This window comes from Microbacterium sp., assembly GCF_041909575.1.
Classification (GTDB): Bacteria; Actinomycetota; Actinomycetes; order Actinomycetales; family Microbacteriaceae; genus Microbacterium.
The window spans coordinates 43,565-63,709 of record NZ_JAYRDE010000005.1 but is presented as its reverse complement, the minus strand read 5'-3'; the positions used below and the strand labels follow the sequence as shown (position 1 = coordinate 63,709).

At 71.8% G+C, this 20,145-nt stretch carries 21 protein-coding genes; 9 read left to right on the top strand and 12 right to left on the bottom strand.

Annotated features, from left to right (window positions below):
• The coding region (locus ACE3O1_RS01720; protein WP_374311796.1) for an NAD(P)H-hydrate dehydratase at window positions 1-624 on the top strand (624 nt) is incomplete at its 5' end.
• Between the two features lie 6 nt (window positions 625-630).
• On the opposite strand, the gene ACE3O1_RS01715 is transcribed toward ACE3O1_RS01720, so the two are convergent.
• Genes ACE3O1_RS01715 through ACE3O1_RS01700 form a run of 4 tightly spaced genes read right to left on the bottom strand, consistent with a single transcriptional unit; the run spans window position 631 to window position 3,017 of the window.
• A complete protein-coding gene (locus ACE3O1_RS01715; protein WP_374311794.1) occupies window positions 631-1,191 on the bottom strand; it encodes a hypothetical protein in 561 nt (186 codons plus the stop codon).
• A 52-nt stretch (window positions 1,192-1,243) separates the two neighbouring features.
• Window positions 1,244-1,867 (bottom strand): dihydrofolate reductase family protein, encoded by a 624-nt coding sequence (locus ACE3O1_RS01710; protein WP_374311792.1) that lies wholly within the window; start codon window positions 1,865-1,867, stop codon window positions 1,244-1,246.
• A 13-nt stretch (window positions 1,868-1,880) separates the two neighbouring features.
• Window positions 1,881-2,579 carry a winged helix-turn-helix transcriptional regulator gene (locus ACE3O1_RS01705; RefSeq protein ID WP_374311790.1) on the bottom strand — a complete coding sequence of 233 codons (699 nt, stop codon included), beginning with the start codon at window positions 2,577-2,579 and terminating at the stop codon, window positions 1,881-1,883.
• On the bottom strand, window positions 2,580-3,017 hold the full coding sequence (locus ACE3O1_RS01700; RefSeq protein ID WP_374311788.1) for a VOC family protein: 438 nt from the start codon (window positions 3,015-3,017) through the stop codon (window positions 2,580-2,582).
• Between the two features lie 143 nt (window positions 3,018-3,160).
• Between ACE3O1_RS01700 and ACE3O1_RS01695 the strand changes: the two genes are divergently transcribed.
• Together ACE3O1_RS01695 and ACE3O1_RS01690 are read left to right on the top strand one after the other, a co-directional pair.
• Window positions 3,161-4,423 (top strand): sensor histidine kinase, encoded by a 1,263-nt coding sequence (locus ACE3O1_RS01695; RefSeq protein WP_374311786.1) that lies wholly within the window; start codon window positions 3,161-3,163, stop codon window positions 4,421-4,423.
• Window positions 4,420-5,097, top strand: coding sequence for a response regulator (locus ACE3O1_RS01690; protein ID WP_374311784.1), 678 nt, complete (start codon window positions 4,420-4,422; stop codon window positions 5,095-5,097). The genes ACE3O1_RS01695 and ACE3O1_RS01690 overlap by 4 nt, the downstream gene beginning before the upstream one ends.
• 52 nt (window positions 5,098-5,149) lie before the next feature.
• Here ACE3O1_RS01690 and ACE3O1_RS01685 read toward each other — a convergent pair whose 3' ends face one another.
• Entirely contained in the window at window positions 5,150-5,719 is a 570-nt protein-coding gene (locus tag ACE3O1_RS01685) for an NADPH-dependent FMN reductase (protein WP_374311782.1), read from the bottom strand.
• Between the two features lie 183 nt (window positions 5,720-5,902).
• Between ACE3O1_RS01685 and ACE3O1_RS01680 the strand changes: the two genes are divergently transcribed.
• The gene (locus tag ACE3O1_RS01680; RefSeq protein ID WP_374311780.1) at window positions 5,903-6,787 is read left to right on the top strand and encodes an ABC transporter ATP-binding protein; all 885 of its coding nucleotides are present in this window, start codon (window positions 5,903-5,905) and stop codon (window positions 6,785-6,787) included.
• Complete coding sequence (locus tag ACE3O1_RS01675; RefSeq protein ID WP_374311778.1) at window positions 6,784-7,893, top strand: ABC transporter permease; 1,110 nt, start codon at window positions 6,784-6,786, stop codon at window positions 7,891-7,893. Before ACE3O1_RS01680 ends, ACE3O1_RS01675 begins: the two co-directional genes overlap by 4 nt.
• A gap of 90 nt (window positions 7,894-7,983) precedes the next feature.
• Here ACE3O1_RS01675 and ACE3O1_RS01670 read toward each other — a convergent pair whose 3' ends face one another.
• The 3 genes from ACE3O1_RS01670 to ACE3O1_RS01660 form a co-directional block, all read right to left on the bottom strand.
• Window positions 7,984-8,364, bottom strand: a complete 381-nt coding sequence (locus tag ACE3O1_RS01670; RefSeq protein WP_374311776.1) for a VOC family protein — start codon at window positions 8,362-8,364, stop codon at window positions 7,984-7,986.
• A 91-nt stretch (window positions 8,365-8,455) separates the two neighbouring features.
• The gene (locus ACE3O1_RS01665) at window positions 8,456-9,667 is read right to left on the bottom strand and encodes an acetyl-CoA C-acetyltransferase (protein WP_374311774.1); all 1,212 of its coding nucleotides are present in this window, start codon (window positions 9,665-9,667) and stop codon (window positions 8,456-8,458) included.
• A 129-nt stretch (window positions 9,668-9,796) separates the two neighbouring features.
• Window positions 9,797-10,360: an ArsR/SmtB family transcription factor gene (locus ACE3O1_RS01660; RefSeq protein WP_374311772.1), complete on the bottom strand. Its 564-nt coding sequence runs from the start codon at window positions 10,358-10,360 to the stop codon at window positions 9,797-9,799.
• Window positions 10,361-10,417: 57 nt separating this feature from the next.
• On the opposite strand from ACE3O1_RS01660, the gene ACE3O1_RS01655 reads away from it, so the two are divergent.
• Window positions 10,418-11,833 carry an MFS transporter gene (locus ACE3O1_RS01655; RefSeq protein WP_374311770.1) on the top strand — a complete coding sequence of 472 codons (1,416 nt, stop codon included), beginning with the start codon at window positions 10,418-10,420 and terminating at the stop codon, window positions 11,831-11,833.
• A gap of 7 nt (window positions 11,834-11,840) precedes the next feature.
• On the opposite strand, the gene ACE3O1_RS01650 is transcribed toward ACE3O1_RS01655, so the two are convergent.
• Window positions 11,841-12,302: a hypothetical protein gene (locus ACE3O1_RS01650; RefSeq protein WP_374311768.1), complete on the bottom strand. Its 462-nt coding sequence runs from the start codon at window positions 12,300-12,302 to the stop codon at window positions 11,841-11,843.
• Window positions 12,303-12,388: 86 nt separating this feature from the next.
• On the opposite strand from ACE3O1_RS01650, the gene ACE3O1_RS01645 reads away from it, so the two are divergent.
• From ACE3O1_RS01645 to ACE3O1_RS01635, 3 genes are read left to right on the top strand one after another with little or no spacing between them, the layout of a single operon-like run.
• Window positions 12,389-13,555, top strand: coding sequence for a type III polyketide synthase (locus tag ACE3O1_RS01645; protein ID WP_374311766.1), 1,167 nt, complete (start codon window positions 12,389-12,391; stop codon window positions 13,553-13,555).
• Entirely contained in the window at window positions 13,552-14,244 is a 693-nt protein-coding gene (locus ACE3O1_RS01640; protein ID WP_374311764.1) for a methyltransferase domain-containing protein, read from the top strand. Before ACE3O1_RS01645 ends, ACE3O1_RS01640 begins: the two co-directional genes overlap by 4 nt.
• The gene (locus tag ACE3O1_RS01635; protein WP_374311762.1) at window positions 14,237-15,355 is read left to right on the top strand and encodes an FAD-dependent oxidoreductase; all 1,119 of its coding nucleotides are present in this window, start codon (window positions 14,237-14,239) and stop codon (window positions 15,353-15,355) included. Before ACE3O1_RS01640 ends, ACE3O1_RS01635 begins: the two co-directional genes overlap by 8 nt.
• 19 nt (window positions 15,356-15,374) lie before the next feature.
• On the opposite strand, the gene ACE3O1_RS01630 is transcribed toward ACE3O1_RS01635, so the two are convergent.
• The 3 genes from ACE3O1_RS01630 to ACE3O1_RS01620 are packed head-to-tail and all read right to left on the bottom strand — an operon-like array spanning window position 15,375 to window position 20,087.
• On the bottom strand, window positions 15,375-16,211 hold the full coding sequence (locus tag ACE3O1_RS01630; protein ID WP_374311760.1) for a UbiA family prenyltransferase: 837 nt from the start codon (window positions 16,209-16,211) through the stop codon (window positions 15,375-15,377).
• Complete coding sequence (locus tag ACE3O1_RS01625) at window positions 16,208-18,364, bottom strand: ATP-dependent Clp protease ATP-binding subunit (RefSeq protein ID WP_374311758.1); 2,157 nt, start codon at window positions 18,362-18,364, stop codon at window positions 16,208-16,210. The genes ACE3O1_RS01630 and ACE3O1_RS01625 overlap by 4 nt, the downstream gene beginning before the upstream one ends.
• Before the next feature lie 49 nt (window positions 18,365-18,413).
• Window positions 18,414-20,087, bottom strand: a complete 1,674-nt coding sequence (locus ACE3O1_RS01620) for a SulP family inorganic anion transporter (RefSeq protein ID WP_374311756.1) — start codon at window positions 20,085-20,087, stop codon at window positions 18,414-18,416.
• Between the last annotated feature and the right edge of the window lie 58 nt (window positions 20,088-20,145).

Sequence of the window (20,145 nt, the reverse complement as noted above, 5' to 3'; positions counted from 1 at the left end):
GCCCTGCCCGAGGCCGGCGTGATGTCCCTGCCCGCGCACGCTGACGAACCCTTCGACGACGAGCTCCGCGAACGAATCGCGACAGCCGACGCCGTCCTCGTCGGACCGGGCTTCGACGACCCCGATCAGACCCGGGCGACGCTGCTGTCCGTCGCCGACTCGGCCCCCGCAAGGCTCGTGCTCGACGCGTACGCCCTCGGCGTCCTGCCCCAGATCGAGCGCACCCTGCTGCCCGACGAGCTCATCCTCAGCCCGAACCGCGAAGAGCTCGAGATCCTCCTCGGCCGAGACGCCGGCGACCTCGACGACGACGTCCGCGAAGCCGCTCGCGCCCAGCGCGCGGTCGTCGGATGCTACGGCACGGTCGCCCACCCGGACGGGCGCGCGTGGCTCGCCGACGAGGGCGGGGCCGGCCTCGGCACGTCGGGAAGCGGCGACGTGCTCGCCGGCGCCATCGCGGGACTCGTCGCCCGCGGGATGCCCTCCGAGCGCGCGGTCGTGTGGGGCGCCTGGGCGCACGGGCGCGCAGGGACCCGGCTCACCGAGCGCATCGGCCTCGGCTTCCTCGCCCGCGACCTCGCCGCCGAACTCACGCCGACCGTGCGGGACACGCTCAGAGACTGAGCGGGCTCACTCAGGTGATCCGGGAGCGCAGCCGGGCGGCGGGTAGTAGCCGCTGCTCTCGAACTCCCCGCAGGTCAGGAAGTGCTCCTGGTTGAGACCGATCAGGAACGACATCACCGCGACCCCGAGAACCACCAGCACGATGAGCCACTTCGTTCGCCGACGCGTCGCCGTCGCAAAGTCCGGCCACACGACCCTCACGAGCACCCACAGCGTGAACGGGATGCCGACGATCACCGCCGCGATGGCCACGAGGTCCAGCACGAACACCCCGAGGTCGGCGGTCTCGTCGTCGACGTAGAAGTTCAGCAGCAGCCACAGCGAGGGCAGCAGCAGGAGGAACGCGCGCACGAGCCGGCCGCCCACGGGCCGCCGCTCGACGAGCACGAAGACGAACGCCGCGGTCGACGCCGCCCACAGCGCGAGGATGTCGTCGAAGAAGATCTCGCCCCACACCCCGAGCGTGAACGCGGGCCACCAGGCGATCGCCGACATTCCGACCATGATCACGCCGGCCGGCACGTCACGCCCGCGCGACGGCGTCTGGACAGCGGATGCCTCGGCCACAGCCGCACGCTAGCGCGTCGGCACCCGGCATCCGACCCGCCACGCCGCCCGCTCATTCTCCGTCTGCGGGGGGCTCCATCGAACCGGTCTCGACCTCGCCGTCGGGCGCGTAGCGCAGCTGCACGACGGTGCCGCCGGTGATCGGCGGCTCGATGAGCCGCAGGCGCGCGGGCACGGCGCCGTCCGGGAACACCCTCTTCCCCCGTCCGAGCACGATCGGATGCACCCACAGCTTCAGCTCGTCGAACGCGCCCGCGGCGAGGAGCGACTGCACGAAGTCGATGCTCCCGATCACGTGGATGTCGTCATGCCTCTCGCGCAGCGCTGCGACGGCGGCTGCGGCATCCCCCTCGAGCTGCGTCGCGCCCTCCCACGTGAGCTCCAGCGGAGACCGCGACGCGACGTACTTCGGGATCTCGGCGAACCTGCGGCCGATCGGGTTGTCGACGTGCTTCGGCCAGTACCCGGCGAAGATGTCGTAGGTGCGGCGTCCGAGTACGAGGGCGTCCATGCCCGCGATGCCGGCGCCGACGGCGCGGCCGATGACCTCGTCGGGCAACGGCGCCTGCCACCCGCCGTAGGGGAAATCGCCCGAGGGATCCTCTTCAGGGGCGCCCGGCGCCTGCGCGACGCCGTCGAGCGTGGTGAAGAGATCGATGGTGATGCGTCCGGTCATGCCGGAACTCCTCTCAGGCTGCGACTCCGATGGTCGCGTCGATCGTGAACACGGCGGCGAACCGCTCGAGCAGCGTCGCATCGCCCGAGACGACGGCGAGCACCTCGAGGTCGATCGCCTCGGCGGGCGTGAGCTCACCCGAGATCACCCGGCGGATGCCCGGTCCCGCCGCGAACACGAGCTCCGGCTCCCCCGGCGGCACCCGGCCGCCGACCGGCGGCGCAGGCGGCGCGAGCTGCGCGATGCGCAACTCGTCTCGGTCCACCTGCACGCGGAGCGCGACATCCCCCACGTGCACCTCGTAGTCGGCAGGAGGGACGGATGCCGCGACCTCCGGCCGGAACGCGGTCCGCAGTGCCATCGTCAGGGAGTCGGGCGTGACGACGTCGTCCGGTCCCGGATCGCCCATCTGCGCGAACCCCCACCGCCCGAGCGCGAGCACGATCGGCTCGAGCCCGCGGCCGTAGCCCGTGAGCTCGTAGACGAGCCCGCAGTTCGCGAGCGGGACGCGACGGACGACACCGCCCTCCTGCAGCTCCTTCAGCCGCGTGGAGAGGATGTTGGTGGGGATCCTGGGCAGCCCCTGCTTGAGGTCGGTGTAGCGCCGGGGACCGACGAGCAGATCTCGGACGATGAGCAGCGCCCACCGCTCCCCGATCAGCTCCACGGCCGTCGTCACCCCGCAGTACTGCCCGTAGCTGCGGGAGGCCACCTACGCCTGCGCCTGCTCCGCCAGGTAGGCGTCGGGACCCTGTTCGGCGGCCTGCGGCTCCATGAAGAGAAAGGCGAGGCCGTTGCCGTCCGGGTCGTCCAGGTCGCGGCTGTACATGAACCCGTAGTCCTGCGCGGGCCGCGGCTCGGTGCCGCCGTTGGCGAGACCCGCCTCGAGCACGCGATCGACGTCTTCCCGCGAGTCGCGGCTGAACGCGATCTGCACCTGGGCGTGCGTACGCGGGTCGATGATCTCCTTGTCGGTGAAGGTCGACAGGTACTCCTTCGTGAGCACCATCATCTGGATGTTGTCGCCCCAGACGATGCACGCGGCGTTCTCGTCGGTGAACAGCGGATTGATCTCGGCGCCGAGCGCCGTATAGAAGGCCTTCGCCTTCTCGAGGTCATTCGTCGGAACGTTGACGAAGATGTGCGTCATTGCCCTGCTCCTGTCGGTCGTCTCCCGAGTCGTCCTCGGCGATGGCACGATACTTGCAAAAAGCAACCAAGCTTGTCAATAGCAAGTACGACTCCGCCTCACGGGGGATGCCGCGCCCGGGGCCTCCCCCGTAGCGTGGAGGGATGTCCGACACCTCGTCCTCTCGGCGCCGGCGCGCGGCAACGGCCGCGGAGCTGCGCAACGACGTCTGGCTGGCCGCGGCGCTCCTGATCGGCGCGGTGCTCAGTGCGGCGCTCGGATCCGTGGCCGGCGTCTACGGCACCGACTCGACGCAGGGCATGCAGTGGGGCCTGCTCTACGCGTTCGGCCTGACCGCGCCGCTCGCGCTGCGTCGCCGCCAGCCCGAGATCGTCGCCGTCGTCGTCGCGATCGTGTTCATCGTCGGCGTCTCGCTGCGCATCCCCGAGATCTACGTGGGCAACATCGCCCTCTTCATCGCGATCTACACGGTCGGCGCGTGGGTCGACGACCGGCGACGGGCCATGTACGTGCGGGTCGCGATCATCATCGCGATGTTCGTGTGGCTGCTCATCACGACCTTCCAGTCGGCCACGGCGCCGACCGAGGAGGGCCTGTCCCGCGAGGGCCTCTTCTCGCCGTTCGTGGCGTTCATGCTCATCCAGTTCCTCGTGAACGCCGCGTTCTTCGGCGGGGCGTACTACATGGGCGACCGCGCCTATGCGTCGGCGCTCGAGCGCACCGCCCTCGAGGATCGCACGCGCGAGCTCGAGGCCGAGCGGGAGGTCACCGCCGCGCAGGCGGTCGCCCTCGACCGCGTGCGCATCGCGCGAGAGCTGCACGACGTCGTCGCCCACCATGTTTCCGCGATGGGGGTGCAGGCGGGGGCCGCTCGCGCCGTGATGGACCGCGATCCGGATGCCGCGCGCACCGCACTCGCCGGCGTCGAGCAGTCCGCGCGCTCCGCGCTGGACGAACTGCGGCACCTGCTCGAGACGCTGCGCACCCCGAACGGCGACGCGCCGAGCGCGTCGACGGTCAGCCTCGCGGGGCTGCCCGCCCTCATCGCCCACGCGACCGAGAACGGCCTGCCGACCACGCTGACGATCGTGGGCGACGAGGTGCCGCTCCCCGATCTGGTGCAGGTGAACCTCTACCGCGTCGCCCAGGAGGCGCTCACGAACGCCCGCCGTCACGGCGGACCGGATGCCGCAGCCGACGTCCGCCTGCGCTACGGAGCCGACGCGGTCGAACTCGAGATCACCAACACCGGCCGCGCCGCCAAACCGCTGCGGCCCGGCCTCGGCATCGTGGGGATGCGCGAGCGCGCCGCGGCCTCCGGCGGCACGCTCGAGGCGGCGCCGCGGGCGCGGGGCGGCTTCCTGGTGCGCCTGCGCGTGCCGCTGCGCGAGCGGGTCGGCGCGTGAGCCGCCCGCCGATCCGGGTGCTGCTCGTCGACGACCACGCTGTGATGCGGGCGGGGTTCCGCATGATCCTCGAGGCGACCGACGACATCCTCGTGGTGGGCGAGGCCGCGACCGGCGTCGAGGGCGTGGCTGCGGCATCCGCTCTCCGCCCCGACGTCGTGTGCATGGACGTGCAGATGCCCGACATGGACGGACTCGAGGCGACGCGGCGCATCGTCGCCGACGACACTGTCGCCGCGGCGGTCGTGGTCGTGACGACGTTCGACCGCGACGACTACCTCTTCGCATCGCTCTCGGCCGGGGCGAGCGGGTTCCTGCTGAAGAACGCCGGGCCCGAGGAGCTCGTGAGCGCCGTGCGCGTCGCCGCCGCAGGGGACGCCCTGCTCGCCCCGGAGGTCACCCGCCGGGTGATCGAGCGGTTCACGCAGACCCCGGCGCCGACCACGGCGACCCCGCCGACGGAGCCCGCCATCGAGCGGCCGGTCGACCTCACCGAGCGCGAGGACGAGGTGCTGCGGCTCGTGGCGCAGGCCCTCAGTAACGCCGAGATCGCCCAGCGGCTCTACATCGGCGAGGCGACGGTGAAGACGCACGTCTCGAACGTGCTGCAGAAGCTCGGCGCCCGCGACCGCGTCGCCGCCGTCGTCTACGCGCACCGTCACGGGCTCGTGTGAACGCGGAGAGCCCCGGCCGTCGGACGACCGGGGCTCTTCGACGACGCGGGGATCAGGCCGCGGCGGGGACCAGCGCGTAGCGGTCGACGAGCGCGCCGAAGGCCTCGAGGTAGCCGACGAGGAACTCGGCGGTCTGGTCATTGGTGACCTCGCCGGCCTCGGTGAACAGACCCGGCGTCGACTGCACGTAGCCCTCGGGCTGACCGAGCGTCGGCGCGTTGTAGTGGCTGAGCACGGCCTTGAGGTGCTGCTGGGCGGCGGCCGTGGCGATGCCGCCGCCGGAGGTGCCGATCACGGCGGTCGGCTTGCCGTTGAACGAGCCCTGACCCCACGGGCGCGCGGCCCAGTCGAGCGCGTTCTTGAGCACGCCGGGGATCGAGCGGCTGTACTCGGGCGTCACGATGATGACGCCGTCCACGTCGTCGATCGCCTGCTTGAAGTCGCGCGCCACCTGCGGGTAGTCGGCGTCGAAGTCCGGCGAATAGAACGGAAGGTCCTTGATCGGGATCTCGACGAGGGTGGTCCCCTCGGGCGCGAGCCGCTCCAGCGCCTTGGCGAGGCGACGGTTGATCGAGGTCGACGAGATGCTGCCGACGATGTAGCCGATGGTCCGGTCGGACATGGGCGTGTTCCTCCAAACAGAAAGGGGTCCCCGGCGGGGACCACCGTGGACGTTCCATCACGTGCAAGTACCGGTCCCCGACATCTATTCCCGCGCATGGACCAATCTCCTCCGCAGGGGGGAGGCGCCCGCCGGCAGCGCTCCGTAGCGTGGACGCCGGGGAGTGAGAACAAGGAGGAGCGGATGCTGGAGCTGCAAGGGATCACGAAGAGCTACGCGGGGAGGCGAGCCCTGGACGGCGTCTCCTTCGACGTCCGTCCCGGCCGGCTGACCGGCTTCGTCGGGGGCAACGGCGCCGGCAAGACGACGACGATGCGCATCGTGCTCGGCGTGCTCGCCAAAGACGGTGGAACCGTGACCCTCGACGGCACCGAGGTGACGGCATCCGATCGCCGCCGCTTCGGCTATATGCCCGAGGAGCGCGGCCTCTACCCGAAGATGAAGGTGCTCGAGCACATCGTGTATCTCGCGCGCTTGCACGGGTTCTCCAAGGCGGATGCCTCGGCCCGCGCGACCGCTCTGCTCGAGCAGCTCGGACTCGGCGAGCGCCTGAACGACAACGTCGAGACGCTCTCGCTGGGCAACCAGCAGCGGGCCCAGATCGCGGCCGCGCTCGTGCACGACCCCGAGGTGCTCATCCTGGACGAGCCGTTCTCGGGCCTCGACCCGCTCGCGGTCGACGTCGTCGCCGCCGTCCTGCAGGAACGCGCCGCCGCCGGCGCCGCCGTGCTGTTCTCGTCGCACCCGCGCGACGTGGTCCCGCGCCTGGGCGACGACCTCGTGATCATCGCGGGCGGAACGATCCGCGCCGCCGGCGCCCGCGACGACCTGCGCGCCGCGCACTCCACCCGCCGGTTCGAGCTGGTCTCGGCCGGAGACGCCGGCTGGCTGCGCTCCGAGCCGGGCGTCGAGGTGCTCGAGTTCGACGGCGGCTATGCCGTCTTCGACGTCGACACCGACGAGACCGCGCAGCGCGTGCTGCGCCAGGCCGTCGCACAGGGGGATGTCGCGAGCTTCGCGCCGCAGCATCCGACCCTCGCCCAGATCTTCAAGGAGGTCATCCAGTGAGCACCGCCACCCGCACCGCACCCGCCCGCGGCCTGAGCTCGCCCCAGGCCGTCTGGCTCGTCGCCGAGCGCGAGATCGGCTCGAAGCTGCGCAGCAAGGCGTTCGTCATCTCGACGGCGATCCTCCTGCTCGGAGCGCTCGCCCTCGTCATCTGGGGCGGATTCGCCGCCTCGAACAACGCCGGAACACCGGTCGCGGTGACGACCGATGCCGCGGCAGTCCTGGCGAGCACGGACGGTCTCGACGTCACCGAGGTCGACGACCGCGCCGAAGCCGAGGCACTCGTCGAGAGCGGCGACGTCGACGCGGCGGTCGTCGTCGACCCCGAGTCGCCCGTCGGGCTCGCGGTGATCGCCGAGTCCGACGCGCCGACCCAGCTGATCCTGCAGCTGGCGCAGACGCCGACCGTCGAGCTGCTCGACCCCGACGCCGGCGCCGGCGCGCTCGGCTACGTGGTCGCTATCGGCTTCGGCATCGTGTTCCTCTTCGCCGCGTCGATGTTCGGCGGCACGATCGCCCAGAGCGTCGTGGAAGAGAAGCAGACGCGCGTCGTGGAACTGCTGATCTCGGCGATCCCGGTGCGCTCGCTGCTGGCCGGCAAGGTGATCGGCAACACGATCCTCGCGATGGGGCAGATCCTGATCCTCGCTGCCATCGCCGTCGTCGGACTGACGATCACGGACCAGACGGCCCTGCTGCAGGGACTCGGCGGACCCATCGCGTGGTTCGCGATCTTCTTCCTGTTCGGCTTCATCCTGCTGGCGTCGCTCTTCGCCGCGGCGGCGTCGATGGTGTCGCGCATGGAGGACATCGGCTCGACCACGACACCGCTGACGATGCTCGTGATGGCGCCGTACTTCCTCGTGATCTTCTTCTTCGACAACCCCGTCGTGCTGGCGGTCATGTCGTACGTGCCGTTCTCGGCGCCCGTAGGCATGCCGATGCGCCTCTTCCTCGGCGAGGCGCAGTGGTGGGAGCCGCTGCTCTCGCTCGCGATCCTCATCGCGACCTGCATCGCGGCGATCGCCGTCGGCGCGCGCATCTACGAGAACTCGCTCCTGCGCATGGGCGGCCGCGTCAAGCTGTCCGAGGCGCTCGCGCGCTGACGAGTCACGGGATTCGCGTCGAGGTCCGGGGCGACGCCCCCGATCTCGGCGCGGATCCCGTGCTTCGGCGACCCGCACGGGGTCGCGGGCTCAGCTCGTCGAGAGCACCGCGAGCACGTTGCCCGACGGGTCGAGGAACCACGCGATCGCGGGGCCCATGTCGCGCGAGACGCCCTTGTCGTCCGTCGGGAAGTCGGCGTCGTCGTAGATCTTCGTGACGATGCCCCGGGCGTTGAGATCGTCCACGGCGGCCTCGACGTCGTCGACGGCGAAGTTCAGGATCGTGTACACGGCCGGCTCGTGGTCGGGCTTGGGATAGACCATCACCCTCGTCCCCGATCCGAGTGTGAGCTCGAGAAGACCCATGTCCATCTCCTGGACGGGGATGCCCAGTTTGTCGCCGTAGAAGGCCTTCGCCTCGTCGAGGTCCTTGACGGCGAAGCTGCTGAACGCGCGGTCGGATGTGAACATGCTCTCTCCTGGGGTCGTGACGGTCGCTCCCGGTCCCGCCCAGCCTCCGCCTTCCGGGCCGCCGTGTCCAGGGGTGGACGGATGCCGGAGCTCAGAGCCGCTCGACGACCGTGGCCACGCCCATCCCGCCGCCGATGCACAGCGTCGCCAGCCCATAGCGGCCGCCGGAGCGCTCGAGCTCGTCCACGAGGGTGCCGAGGATCATCGCGCCGGTGGCTCCCAGGGGGTGGCCCATCGCGATCGCCCCGCCGTTGACGTTCGTGCGCTCGTGCGGGAAGTCGTCGAGGTCGCGCATGAGCCGCAGTGCCACCGAGGCGAAGGCCTCGTTGATCTCGATCAGGTCGATGTCGTGGATCGAGAGCCCTGCTCGCTCGAGGGCGAGGCGCGAGGCGGGTCCGGGACCCGTGAGCATGATCGTGGGCTCGGTGCTCACGACCGCGGCGGATCGGATGCGCGCGCGCGGCGTGAGCCCGTGGCGCGCTCCGGCGGCCTCGCTGCCGACGAGCACGAGGGCGGCGCCGTCCACGATGCCCGACGAGTTCCCGGCGTGGTGCACGTGGTCGATCTCGCGAGCCTCGGGATACGTCCGACGCGCGATCTCGTCGAATCCCCGCCGCCCGAGCTCGGCGAATGCGGGAGGCAGCGCGGCGAGCGTCTCGACGCTCGTGCCGGGCCGGATGGTCTCGTCGCGGGCGAGGAGCACCGAGCCCGCGGCATCCGTCACCGGCACGACGGATCGGTCGAAGCGTCCCTCCTCCCACGCGCGGGCGGCGCGGGCGTGGGACTCGGCCGCGAACCGGTCGACGTCCTCACGCGTGTACCCCTCGAGCGTCGCGATGAGGTCGGCGCTCACGCCCTGCGGCACGGAGTCGGGGGACACCGCGGCGGCCCTCTCGTCGGAGAAGGGGCTGCCGTCGCTGCCCATCGGCACGCGGCTCATGGACTCCACCCCGCCGGCGAGGAACAGGTCCTCCCACCCCGAGCGCACACGCGCGGCGGCCTGGTTGACCGCCTCCAGCCCCGACCCGCAGAACCGGTTGAGCTGCACGCCCGGCACCGTGTCGGGGAGTCCCGCGGCGAGCGCGGCGATCTTGGCGATGTCGGAGCCCTGGTCGCCGATCGGCGTGACGCAGCCCAGCACGACGTCGTCGATGCCGGCGGGATCAAGACCGGGATTGCGGCCCCGCAGCGCGTCGACGAGGCCGACGACCAGCTCGTGCGGCGCGACCGAGTGCAGCGAGCCGGTCGGCTTGCCCTTCCCGCGCGGCGTGCGCACCGCGTCGTAGACGAATGCCTCGCTCATGGCGTCTCCTTCGATCGCTCCCCACATCGTCCCACCGATGAGTGACCCGCGGAGCTCGTCAAAGCGTGGGGAGATTTCGCCCCCGGCACCCTTCACAGCCGGCGCTCGCTCACGTTCCTCCCGCAGGATTCACGCGTCGGTCTCGACAGTGCGGCGAGCCGTCGCATCCTCGCCCTGCCCCGGCGGGTTGAGGTCGGGGTGGAATGCGGTGAAGACGGAGTAGGCCTCGCCGTCGGCATCCGCGCCCCGGTCCTTGAACTCGACGAGGAGCGCGTGGAGCCGCTCCTGGAACTCCGCCCGGTGCTCGTCATTGAGCTTGAGACCGAGCCACGTCGTGTCGAGGTCGCCGGGGTCGACCCCCTCGATCTGCTGCAGGAACACCTCGACGAGCACGCGGCTGCGGTCGGGCAGCGGCATCCGCCACGACAGTCCCGTCGCGCGGTACGGGACCTCGCGCGCACCCTGGGCTCCGGAGCGCGCCGGCTCTGCGGCGAGGAAGCCGGTCTGCACGAGCGTGCGCACGTGGTGCAGCATCGTGCCCGGGTTCACCCCGAGGAGTCCGGCGAGCTCCTTGTTGGTGCGCGACTCGAAGGCGCACAGCCGCAGCACGCGCAGCCGAAGCGGGGAGCCGATGGCGCGCAGTCGCGCTTCGTCCTCGGGATTGCCGGGCGTCAGCTCGATGCGGTCGTCCACGGCTCCAGGCTAGCCGACCGATTGACATCTCTCAATCAGTGTCGGAGACTGATTGGCATGTCCCAATCACCTCCTCCCGACGACGCGGTCGGAGTCGACGACGACATCATCGCCGAGGCGCGGGCCGAGGCGTCCGGCTCCTCCGTCGCGGCGCGAGCGGATGCCGCGGCCGACGCCGACGTCGCCGACACCGCCGCCGGGCCCGATCGCCCTGGTTCCTTGTGGCGCGACCGCAACTTCCTCACGATGTGGGGCGGCCAGACGCTCAGCCAGTTCGGCGCGCAGATCACCGAGCTCGCGATCCCCGTGCTCGCGGTCCTGCTGCTGAACGCGAGCGAGTTCCAGGTCGGCGTGCTCAACGCCGCGAACGTCGCCGCCTTCCTGCTCGTCGGACTCCCGGCGGGCGCGTGGATCGACCGCATGCGCAAGCGCCACGTCATGATCGCGGCAGACCTCGTGCGCGCCGCCGCCCTCGCCCTCGTGCCGGTGCTGTGGATGCTGGACGTCCTGGAGATCTGGCACCTCATCGCGATCGTCGCGGTCGTCGGGGTCGCGACGGTGTTCTTCGACGTGTCGTACCAGAGCATCGTCCCGTCCCTCGTGCGGCCGAAGCAGATCGCCGAAGCCAACGGCAAGCTGCAGTCGAGCTACGAGATCGCGAACATCACCGGCCCCGGCATCGGCGGCTGGCTGATCGGCGTCATCACCGCTCCGCTCGCGGTTCTCGCCACGGCCGGGACCTACGTCGTCTCGGCCATCGCGCTGATGTTCACGCGCGACCACGAGACCGCCCGCGATCACGAGGACCGTGGCCCGATCCTCCGCGAGATCTGGGAGGGCCTGCACTTCGTCTTCACCGAGAAGCTCCTGCGCCGCATCGTCGGCACGACCGGCGTCTCGAACTTCTTCAGCACGCTCTCGGGCACCCTGATCCCGATCTTCCTGCTGCGCGAGCTCGGCTTCTCGCCCGCCTCGCTCGGCCTGATCTTCTCGCTCGGAGCGATCGGCGGCCTGCTCGGCGCCATGGCGACGCCGCACATCGTGCGCTGGATCGGCGAGGCCCGGGCCATCCCGGTGAGCGCCCTGGGATTCAGCGTGATCGGACTGCTGCTGCCGGTCGCGGCCCTCGTCCCGGAGTTCGCGTTCCCGCTCCTCGTCGGCCAGTTCTTCGTGGTGAGCTTCACGGTCCTCGTCTACAACATCACGCAGGTGACGTTCCGCCAGCGCATCACGCCGCCGCGCCTGCTGGGCCGCATGAACGCCTCGGTGCGGTTCGTCGTGTGGGGCGTCATGCCCATCGCCGCGCTGCTCGCCGGCGCGCTGGGCACGTGGCTCGGCGTCGTCCCCACCATGTGGATCGGCGCGATCGGTCAGCTCCTGTCGGCCGGATTCGTGGTCTTCGCGCCGTTCTGGACGATGCGCGAGCTTCCCGACGTGCACACGACCGCGGCATCCGGCTCCGAGGAGTCGTGACCGGGACTCAGGCCTGCGCCCGGCGCGCGGCCGCGACGCCCCGGAGCGCCGTGACGACCGACGCGAGGTAGGCGAGGCCGGTGACGCCCGCGGCGAGCGCGAACAGCGCGGCGGACGTCTCGGCCGAGATGCCGAACCAGTTCATGAAGACGGTGTCGAGCGGGCCGCTGTCGGCCGCGTCGGGCACGGTCATCCCGGCCACGAGCAGGCCGAGCCACAGCACGGCACTGGCGATGTCGTACCAGAGTCGCGTCGCCCGCGCGCGGCGGACCTCGCGGTCGAAGAGCGTCAGCACCGGCGGCACCAGCAGCACCGCGATGACGATGACGCCGTAGACGAGGCCGAAGAATCCGAGCCAGCCGACGCCGGCGCCGACGTTGCCGCGGCCGATGAAGAAGAACACGGGCAGGAACACCGCGGCCGGCCACTGGGCGTAGTAGACGAACCGGCCGGTGCCCTCGATGTGCATGCAATCGACGGTAGCGCCCCTGAGCATGAGCACCCGATCGGCGCAAGGCCGCCCACGACACCCCGCGGGCGTGCTTAAGTGTGAGCATGAGCGCGCGCATCGTGTCCATCGGAACGGCGGTCCCGTCGACGTGCGTGCCGCAGGAGCGCGCCCGGGAGATCTTCGCCGGCCAGCCCGGTGCGGACCGGCTCACCCAGCGGCTGATCCACGCCGCCTTCGACGCCTCCGCCATCGAGAGGCGCCACACGGTGCTCGCGGAGTTCGGCGACGACCTCTCTCCGGACGACGTCATCCCCGAGGGCCGTGCTCGCTTCGCCGACGACGACGGACGGATGCTGCGCCCCGCCACCGGCGCGCGCAACGACCTCTACATCGCCGCCGCGCCCGACCTCAACGCCCGCGCCGCCCGCGCGGCGCTCGCGGACGCCGAGGTCGAGGCATCCGCCGTCACGCACGTCGTCACCGTCTCGTGCACCGGGTTCTTCGCCCCGGGACCGGATTACCGCCTCGTGCGCGATCTCGGGCTGGACCCCGGGGTGGAGCGCTACCACCTCGGCTTCATCGGGTGCGCCGCGGCGATGCCGGGCCTGCGGCTCGCCGCCCGCATCTGCGCGGCACAGCCGGCGGCCGTCGTGCTCGTCGTGTGCCTCGAGCTGTGCACGCTCCACATCCGGCCGTCGGCCGACCCGCAGCAGATCGTCGCCGCCTCGGTGTTCGCCGACGGTGCGGGCGCCGCCATCGTCACGGCCGACCCGTCCGTCGGGCGGGCGGGAGGGCTCGAGCTCGACCGCTTCGCCACCACCCTCACGTCGGAGGGCGAGACCGACATGGTCTGGACGATCGGCGACCACGGGTTCGAGATGATCCTGTCGGCCGAGGTTCCGCGCATCGTCGGGCGTGAGATCCGCGGTGCGGTGGACGCGTTCCTCGCCGACGCGGCGATGCCCGACGCCTGGGCGGTGCATCCGGGCGGACGCAGCGTGCTCGACCGCGTGGAGACCGGGCTCGACCTCGACCCGACGGCGCTCGACGCGTCGCGCGAGGTGCTGCGGGACTACGGCAACATGTCGAGCGCCACGATCCTGTTCATCCTCCGGCGCCTGCTCCACGACGACGCCCTCGCCGACGGTGCGAGGCTGGGCGCGCTGGCGTTCGGCCCGGGACTCACCGTCGAATCGGCGCTGCTCGTGAAGCGTCGCGTGGCCGGGGCGCGCGCCGATTCGCTCCCCGTCGAGGCCGTCGTCGGCGCATGAGCCTGGCGGTCCGCGACGCCGAGCTCGAGGAGCTCATGGACGACCCGGCGTGCGATCCGCAGCGCCTCGCCGCCACGCTGCGCCGCTTCGGCACGGTCAACCGGCTCTTCTCGGGGTGGGGCGCCACGTACCGCCGTCACCTCCGCCCCGCGCTGAGCCGGCTCGGCCGGCCGGCGCGCGTGCTCGACCTCGGGTCGGGCGGCGGCGACCTCGTCGTGCGGCTGGCGGCCGTCGCCCGACGCGACGGGCTGGACGTGACGTGGATCGGCGCCGACCCCGACCCCCGATCGCTCGAGGTCGCGCGTGAGCGCACATCGCCGGGCATCGAGTTCCGGGTGACGGATGCCTCGGCCCTCCGTGCGGCGGGCGAGCAGTTCGACGTCGTGATCTCGAACCACGTGCTCCACCACCTCTCGCCCGCCGGGCTCGCAGCCTTCGCCGAGGACTCCCTCGCCCTCAGCGCCGGGCCGGTCATCCACTCCGACATCCTCCGCAGCCGCGCCGCCCACTCCCTCTACGCGATCGGCATCACCCCGTTCGCGCCCGGCACATTCCTGCGGACGGACGGGCTGCGCTCGATCCGGCGCAGCTATCGTCCCGATGAGCTCGGCAGCGCACTCGGAGATCGGTGGCGCGTCGAGACGGGCAGGCCGTTCCGCGTGCTCGCGCTGAGCAGCGGCGATGCCTGACGTCGTCGTGGTCGGCGCCGGCCCGGTCGGCACCCTGCTCGCGGCCGAGCTCGCCCGCCGCGGCGTCGAAGTCGCCGTGCTCGAGCGTCGAGCCGGGCCGGGCGAGGGCAGCCGGGCTATCGGCGTGCACTCGCCCGTGCTGGCCGCCCTCGAGGCGTCGGGGATCACCGAACGGCTCCTCGCCGGAGCGGTGCGGGTGTCGCGCGGCGAGGCCCGCTCGGGCGGACGCGCGCTCGGGACCGTGCGGTTCGATCGCCTGCACCGGCGCTTCCCGTTCGTGGCGACGCTCCCCCAGCACGCGACCGAGGCCGCGCTCGCGCACGGGGCACCCGCACCGCGCCGCGGAGCGACGGTGACCGCGCTGCGACCCGAGGGACGAGGCATCCGGCTGTCGCTCGACGACGGCGATGACCTGGCGGCCCCGCTCGTGGTCGTGGCCGGCGGCTGGCGGGCGCGCGACCTCGTCTACCGCCCGGGCGCCGTGCGGGTGACGCGCTACGCCGACCGGTATCTGATGGCGGACGTCGCCGCTCCGGAAGGCGACGACGTGGCGGTGATCGACATCGACGGGCGGGGTGTGCTGGAGTCGTTCCCGCTGCCGGGCGGGCGGCGACGGTACGTGGCCTGGGACGACGGCGCGCCGGCGGCCGCCCGCGCCGAGCGGCTGCGCGAGGCGCTGCGGGCGCGCGGCGAGGACAGCGCGGCGGCCCGCGTCGACGAGGCGACCGCCTTCGAGGTGCGCCGTGCCGTCGCCCCCGCGCTGCGACGCGACCGGCTGTTCGTGATCGGCGACACCGCGCACGAGGTCAGCCCGATCGGCGGGCAGGGGATGAACCTCGGACTGCTGGATGCCGCGACCCTCGCTCCGCTGCTCGCGGCGTGGGTGCGCACCGGCGTCGCCCCCGACGCCGAGCTGGCGCACTGGGAACGGCGCCGCGTCGCATCAGCGCGAACGGCGGCGCGACTGGCCACCGTGAACACGTCGCTCGGGCGGGCGCTGCCGCCGCTCGTCGACGGGGTGCGGCGCGCCGGGCTCCGGCTCGCGCTGATGCCGCCCGGCGCCCGGCTCCTCGCCCACGCGTACTCGATGGGCTTCGACCGCGACGCGTGACCGCGTCCGCGCGCGCCGGCTAGGAGGCGATCGCCCCACCCGTCGCGACGAGCTGCGCGGCCAGCAGCAGCGCCGCGAGCATCACGAGCCGGAACAGCGTCCGCGACGGGGGTCGCACCACCGCCAGCACCGCCGTCGCGACGGCGACCGCCACGACCGCGCCGAAGAAGACCCAGCCGAGCACCGTGACGGCGGCGAGGTCACCGCCCGACGCCCCCACCAGCACCGCCACCGCGCCGAGCACGATGCCCGCCGCGGCGACGACGGCCGACGCGCGGGCGCCGATGCGGTGCGGGAGGCCGCGGACGCCGGTCGCCCGGTCGTCCTCGAGGTCGGGCAGCACGTTGGTCAGGTGCACGGCCGCCCCGAGGGCGGCGCCTGCGATCCAGCCCCACGGCGCGGCCACACGGGGGTCGGGCGCGGCGAGCGTCGCGAGCGACGGGAAGATGCCGAAGCTCACCAGGAAGGGCACGATCGAGAAGGTCGTGGACTTGAGGCCCGCGTTGTAGGACCACGCCGACGCGAGGAAGATCGCGTGGGCCGCCAGCATCCCGAACCCGAGCGGAGCCGAGAGCACCAGTGCGGCGATCAGCGCGCCGATCCCCGCCGTCCAGGCCGCGCGCTCGGACACGTCGCCGCGCGCGATCGGCTTGTCGGCGCGGCCCACTGCCCGGTCGCGGGGCGCGTCGATCGCATCGTTGGAGATGCCGATCGACACCTGCCCGGCGAACACCGCGAGGGTGAGCAGCGCGAGCCGCCAGGGCTCGAGGCCCACCGCGATGCCGAGGGCGAGCGCGAGCGCGCTCACCACGAGCGTGGGGCCCGGATGCGTGGACCCCCACAGAGCCCGGATCACGGGAGCGCGGGCCCCTCGCTCACGAGCGTCAGCCCGGAGCCGTCGGCCGCGACATCCACCCGCACCACGTCGCCGTCGTGCACTCCGCCGCCGAGGATCGCCATCGCGAGGCGGTCCTGGATCTCGGACTGGATGAGGCGGCGCAGCGGCCGCGCGCCGAACACCGGGTCGTAACCCCGTTCTGCCAGCCAGGTCCGCGCCTCCGGCGTGACGGCGAGCGTGAGCCGGCGGTCGCGGAGCCGGCGCTGGAGGGCGTCCACGGCGAGCTCGACGATCTGCGCCAGGTCGTCCTGTGTCAGGGCCTGGAAGATCACGATGTCGTCGAGCCGGTTGACGAACTCGGGCTTGAACGCCTGCCGCACGAGTCCCTGCACCTGCTCGCGCTTCTGCTCGATCGACAGCGTCGGGTCGATCAGGATCGGCGAGCCGAGGTTCGACGTCAGGATCAGGATCACGTTCTTGAAATCGACCGTGCGGCCCTGGCCGTCGGTCAGGCGGCCGTCGTCCATCACCTGCAGCAGCACGTCGAACACCTCGGGATGCGCCTTCTCGACCTCGTCGAGCAACACGACGGAGTACGGCCGCCGGCGCACGGCCTCGGTCAGCTGGCCGCCCTGCTCGTAGCCGATGTAGCCGGGAGGGGCGCCGACCAGGCGCGACACCGTGTGCTTCTCGCCGTACTCCGACATGTCGATGCGCACCATGGCGTGCTCGTCGTCGAAGAGGAACTCGGCGAGGGCCTTGGCGAGCTCGGTCTTGCCCACGCCCGTCGGGCCCAGGAACAGGAACGAGCCGGTCGGCCGGTTCGGGTCGCTGATGCCCGCGCGCGAGCGGCGCACGGCATCCGACACCGCCTTCACGGCCTCCTTCTGCCCGATGAGGCGCTTGCCGAGCTCGGCCTCGAGGTGCAGCAGCTTCTCGGTCTCGCCCTGCAGCAGACGCCCGACGGGGATGCCGGTCCACGCCGCGATCACCGCCGCGATGTCCTCGTCGGTCACCTGGTCGTTGACCATGCGGTCGCCGGCCGGCTCGTCGCGCTCCGCCTCGACCAGCTGACGCTCCAGCGCGGGGATCTCGCCGTAGAGCAGGCGCGAGGCCTTCTCGAGGTTGCCCTCGCGCTGCGCCCGCTCGGCGTCCATGCGGGCGGCGTCGAGCTTGGTCTTCAGGTCGCCGACCCGGTTGAGCGAGGCGCGCTCGCGCTCCCACCGACCCTGCAGTTCGGTCAGGCGCGCCTGCTCGCCCGCGAGCGTCTCGCGCAGCGCCGCCAGGCGCTCCTTCGACGCCTCGTCCTTCTCCTTCTTGAGGGCGAGCTCCTCGAGCTTGAGCCGGTCCACATGCCGCCGCAGCTCGTCGATCTCGAGCGGCGCCGAGTCGATCTCCATGCGCAGCCGCGACGCTGCCTCGTCGATCAGGTCGATCGCCTTGTCGGGGAGCTGCCGGCTCGGGATGTAGCGATGACTGAGGGATGCCGCGGCCACGAGCGCCGCGTCGGCGATGGCCACCTTGTGGTGGGCCTCGTAGCGCTCCTTGAGCCCGCGGAGGATCGCGACGGTGTCCTCCACCGTGGGCTCGCCGACGTAGACCTGCTGGAAGCGGCGCTCGAGCGCGGCATCCTTCTCGATGAATTCGCGGTACTCGTTGAGCGTCGTCGCACCGATGAGGCGCAGCTCTCCGCGCGCGAGCATGGGCTTGAGCATGTTGGATGCCGCGACCGACCCCTCGCCGCCGCCGGCGCCCATGAGCACGTGCAGCTCGTCGATGAACGTGATGATGCGGCCGTCCGACTCGGTGATCTCCTTGAGGACGCTCTTGAGGCGCTCCTCGAACTGCCCGCGGTACATCGCGCCCGCGACGAGGGCGGAGATGTCGAGGGTGACCAGTTCCTTGTCCTTGAGCGACTCGGCGACGTCGCCCGCGACGATGCGCTGGGCGAGGCCCTCGACGACGGCGGTCTTGCCGACGCCGGGCTCGCCGATGAGCACGGGGTTGTTCTTCGTGCGACGCGTGAGCACCTGGCTGACGCGTCGGATCTCGCTGTCGCGCCCGATCACCGGGTCGAGCTTGCCCTGACGGGCGCGGTCGGTGAGGTTGATCCCGAACTGCTCGAGGGCACTCTGCGCGTCCTCCTGCCCGGGGTTCTGCGTGGCGTTCATGTCTCTCCTGAATTCTGTGGCGGCAAAGTTGAGCCGTCCTGACTCAAGTTTACCGCATCGACCCGGAAATCTCCCCCTGCGCATCGGCGTACGCCCGGCGCAGCGCCTCGCCGATCCACTCGGTTCCCTTGTAGACGTTCTCGGGCCCGATGTCGGCGGTCAGGCCACCGGCATCCAGCTGCGCGATCACCCGGTCCTCGGTCGCGACCACCTTGAGCGACGAGCCGGCCTCGCGCAGCTGTCCCGCGAACCGGCGCAGCACGTCGACGAGCGAGAGTCCGATCTGGTCGGTGCCGCGCAGGCGCACGATCACGACCGAGCCGCCCGATTCCGCGCCGACCTCGGGAAGCTGGCGCTGGAACACCGGCGCACTGGCGAAGAAGAGGCTGCCGTACGGCTGCAGCACGAGCACGTCGCCACCCGGGACGACGGCGGGCGGATCGGTCTCGCGGATGCGGCCGTCCGGGCGGATCTCGAGGCGCCGCACCCGCACGCGATTGGACTGCTCGGCGACGTAGAGGATCACGCCGAGCCCGACCCCCACGAGCACCGCGAACTGCAGCGGGATGAGCAGGGTGAGGCCGAACGTGACCGCCATGATCGCCGTCGGCAGCGGACCCGACTTGATCACGGAGTACACGCGGCTGGGCTTGATCGCACGCCACCCCACGACCATCAGCAGACCCGCCAGCGCCGGCATGGCCACGTACGCCACCACGTCCGCGGCGACGAAGACCACGACCGCCATGACCGCTCCGGCGATGAACAAGGCGAGGCGCGTCCGGGCGCCGGCCTGCACGATGAGCGAAGACCCCGACATCGAGCCGCCGACCGGCATCCCCTGGAAGAGTCCCGACACCACGTTCCCGATGCCCTGACCGAGGAAGTCGCGGTTGGCGTCGGCGGGCTTGCCGTCACGGGTCGGGATGCCGGCGCTCACCGCCGCGCCCTGCACGAGACCGATGAAGGCGAGCGACAGCGCCGGGATGATGAGCGCCGGCACGTCGGCGACGTTCGGGAGCACCGGAGCCGGCAGGCCGCGCGGGACGTCGACGATGTCCTTCAGCAGCACGACGGGGTCGGCCACCCACAGGTTGAGCACGACGGCGCAGACGGAGCCGAGGACCACGGCGATGACGAGCCCCATGCTGCCGACGCGCGTGGGGAGCAGCACCACGATGACGAGGATCGCGATGGTCCCGACGACCACCGACGCGACGCTCCACTGGCCGATGTGGAGGAACACGTCGACGGTCTTCAGCAGGCGGTTGGGTCCGTTCGCCTGATACCCGGTGAAGTTCGACAGCTGGCCGAGCACGATGTTCACGCCGATCGCCGTGACGAATCCGGTCATCACCGCCGTCGGCACGAAGCTGACGAGGCGGCCGCCGCGCAGGAGCCCGGCGAGGGCCATGACCACGCCCGTCAGCACCGCGAGCGTGAACAGGGCGCGATCGGGATCCGGGAAGCCGCCGAGCTCGGCATCCGACACCACCAGCGCCATCGCGCTCGTCGCCTGCACTGCCATGAACGCGCTGCTCGTCGCGAGCGCGGCGCCGACCATGCCGAACAGGTAGGCGTAGAGGCCCGCCAGCGGGTTCACGCCGGCGAGGAGCCCCGCGGCCAGCCCGTCGGGGACCGCCTCGATGCCCAGCACCACGCCGGCGGCGGCATCCTTGCCCAGCGTCTTGCGGGAGAACCACCGCCTCGGATCGATGCGCACGCGGTCACCCTATCGACGCCCGCGCCGCCGCACGTCCCCTCCCGCGGGTGGTCCGCCG

Bases quoted from the DNA above. Each gene is read 5' to 3' on its own strand.
- ACE3O1_RS01710 (WP_374311792.1), bottom strand. From the start codon at position 1,867: ATGACCGGACGCATCACCATCGATCTCTTCACCACGCTCGACGGCGTC.
- ACE3O1_RS01700 (WP_374311788.1), bottom strand. From the start codon at position 3,017: ATGACGCACATCTTCGTCAACGTTCCGACGAATGACCTCGAGAAGGCG.
- ACE3O1_RS01695 (WP_374311786.1), top strand. From the start codon at position 3,161: ATGTCCGACACCTCGTCCTCTCGGCGCCGGCGCGCGGCAACGGCCGCG.
- ACE3O1_RS01685 (WP_374311782.1), bottom strand. From the start codon at position 5,719: ATGTCCGACCGGACCATCGGCTACATCGTCGGCAGCATCTCGTCGACC.
- ACE3O1_RS01680 (WP_374311780.1), top strand. From the start codon at position 5,903: ATGCTGGAGCTGCAAGGGATCACGAAGAGCTACGCGGGGAGGCGAGCC.
- ACE3O1_RS01670 (WP_374311776.1), bottom strand. From the start codon at position 8,364: ATGTTCACATCCGACCGCGCGTTCAGCAGCTTCGCCGTCAAGGACCTC.
- ACE3O1_RS01665 (WP_374311774.1), bottom strand. From the start codon at position 9,667: ATGAGCGAGGCATTCGTCTACGACGCGGTGCGCACGCCGCGCGGGAAG.
- ACE3O1_RS01655 (WP_374311770.1), top strand. From the start codon at position 10,418: ATGTCCCAATCACCTCCTCCCGACGACGCGGTCGGAGTCGACGACGAC.
- ACE3O1_RS01650 (WP_374311768.1), bottom strand. From the start codon at position 12,302: ATGCACATCGAGGGCACCGGCCGGTTCGTCTACTACGCCCAGTGGCCG.
- ACE3O1_RS01645 (WP_374311766.1), top strand. From the start codon at position 12,389: ATGAGCGCGCGCATCGTGTCCATCGGAACGGCGGTCCCGTCGACGTGC.
- ACE3O1_RS01640 (WP_374311764.1), top strand. From the start codon at position 13,552: ATGAGCCTGGCGGTCCGCGACGCCGAGCTCGAGGAGCTCATGGACGAC.
- ACE3O1_RS01635 (WP_374311762.1), top strand. From the start codon at position 14,237: ATGCCTGACGTCGTCGTGGTCGGCGCCGGCCCGGTCGGCACCCTGCTC.
- ACE3O1_RS01625 (WP_374311758.1), bottom strand. From the start codon at position 18,364: ATGAACGCCACGCAGAACCCCGGGCAGGAGGACGCGCAGAGTGCCCTC.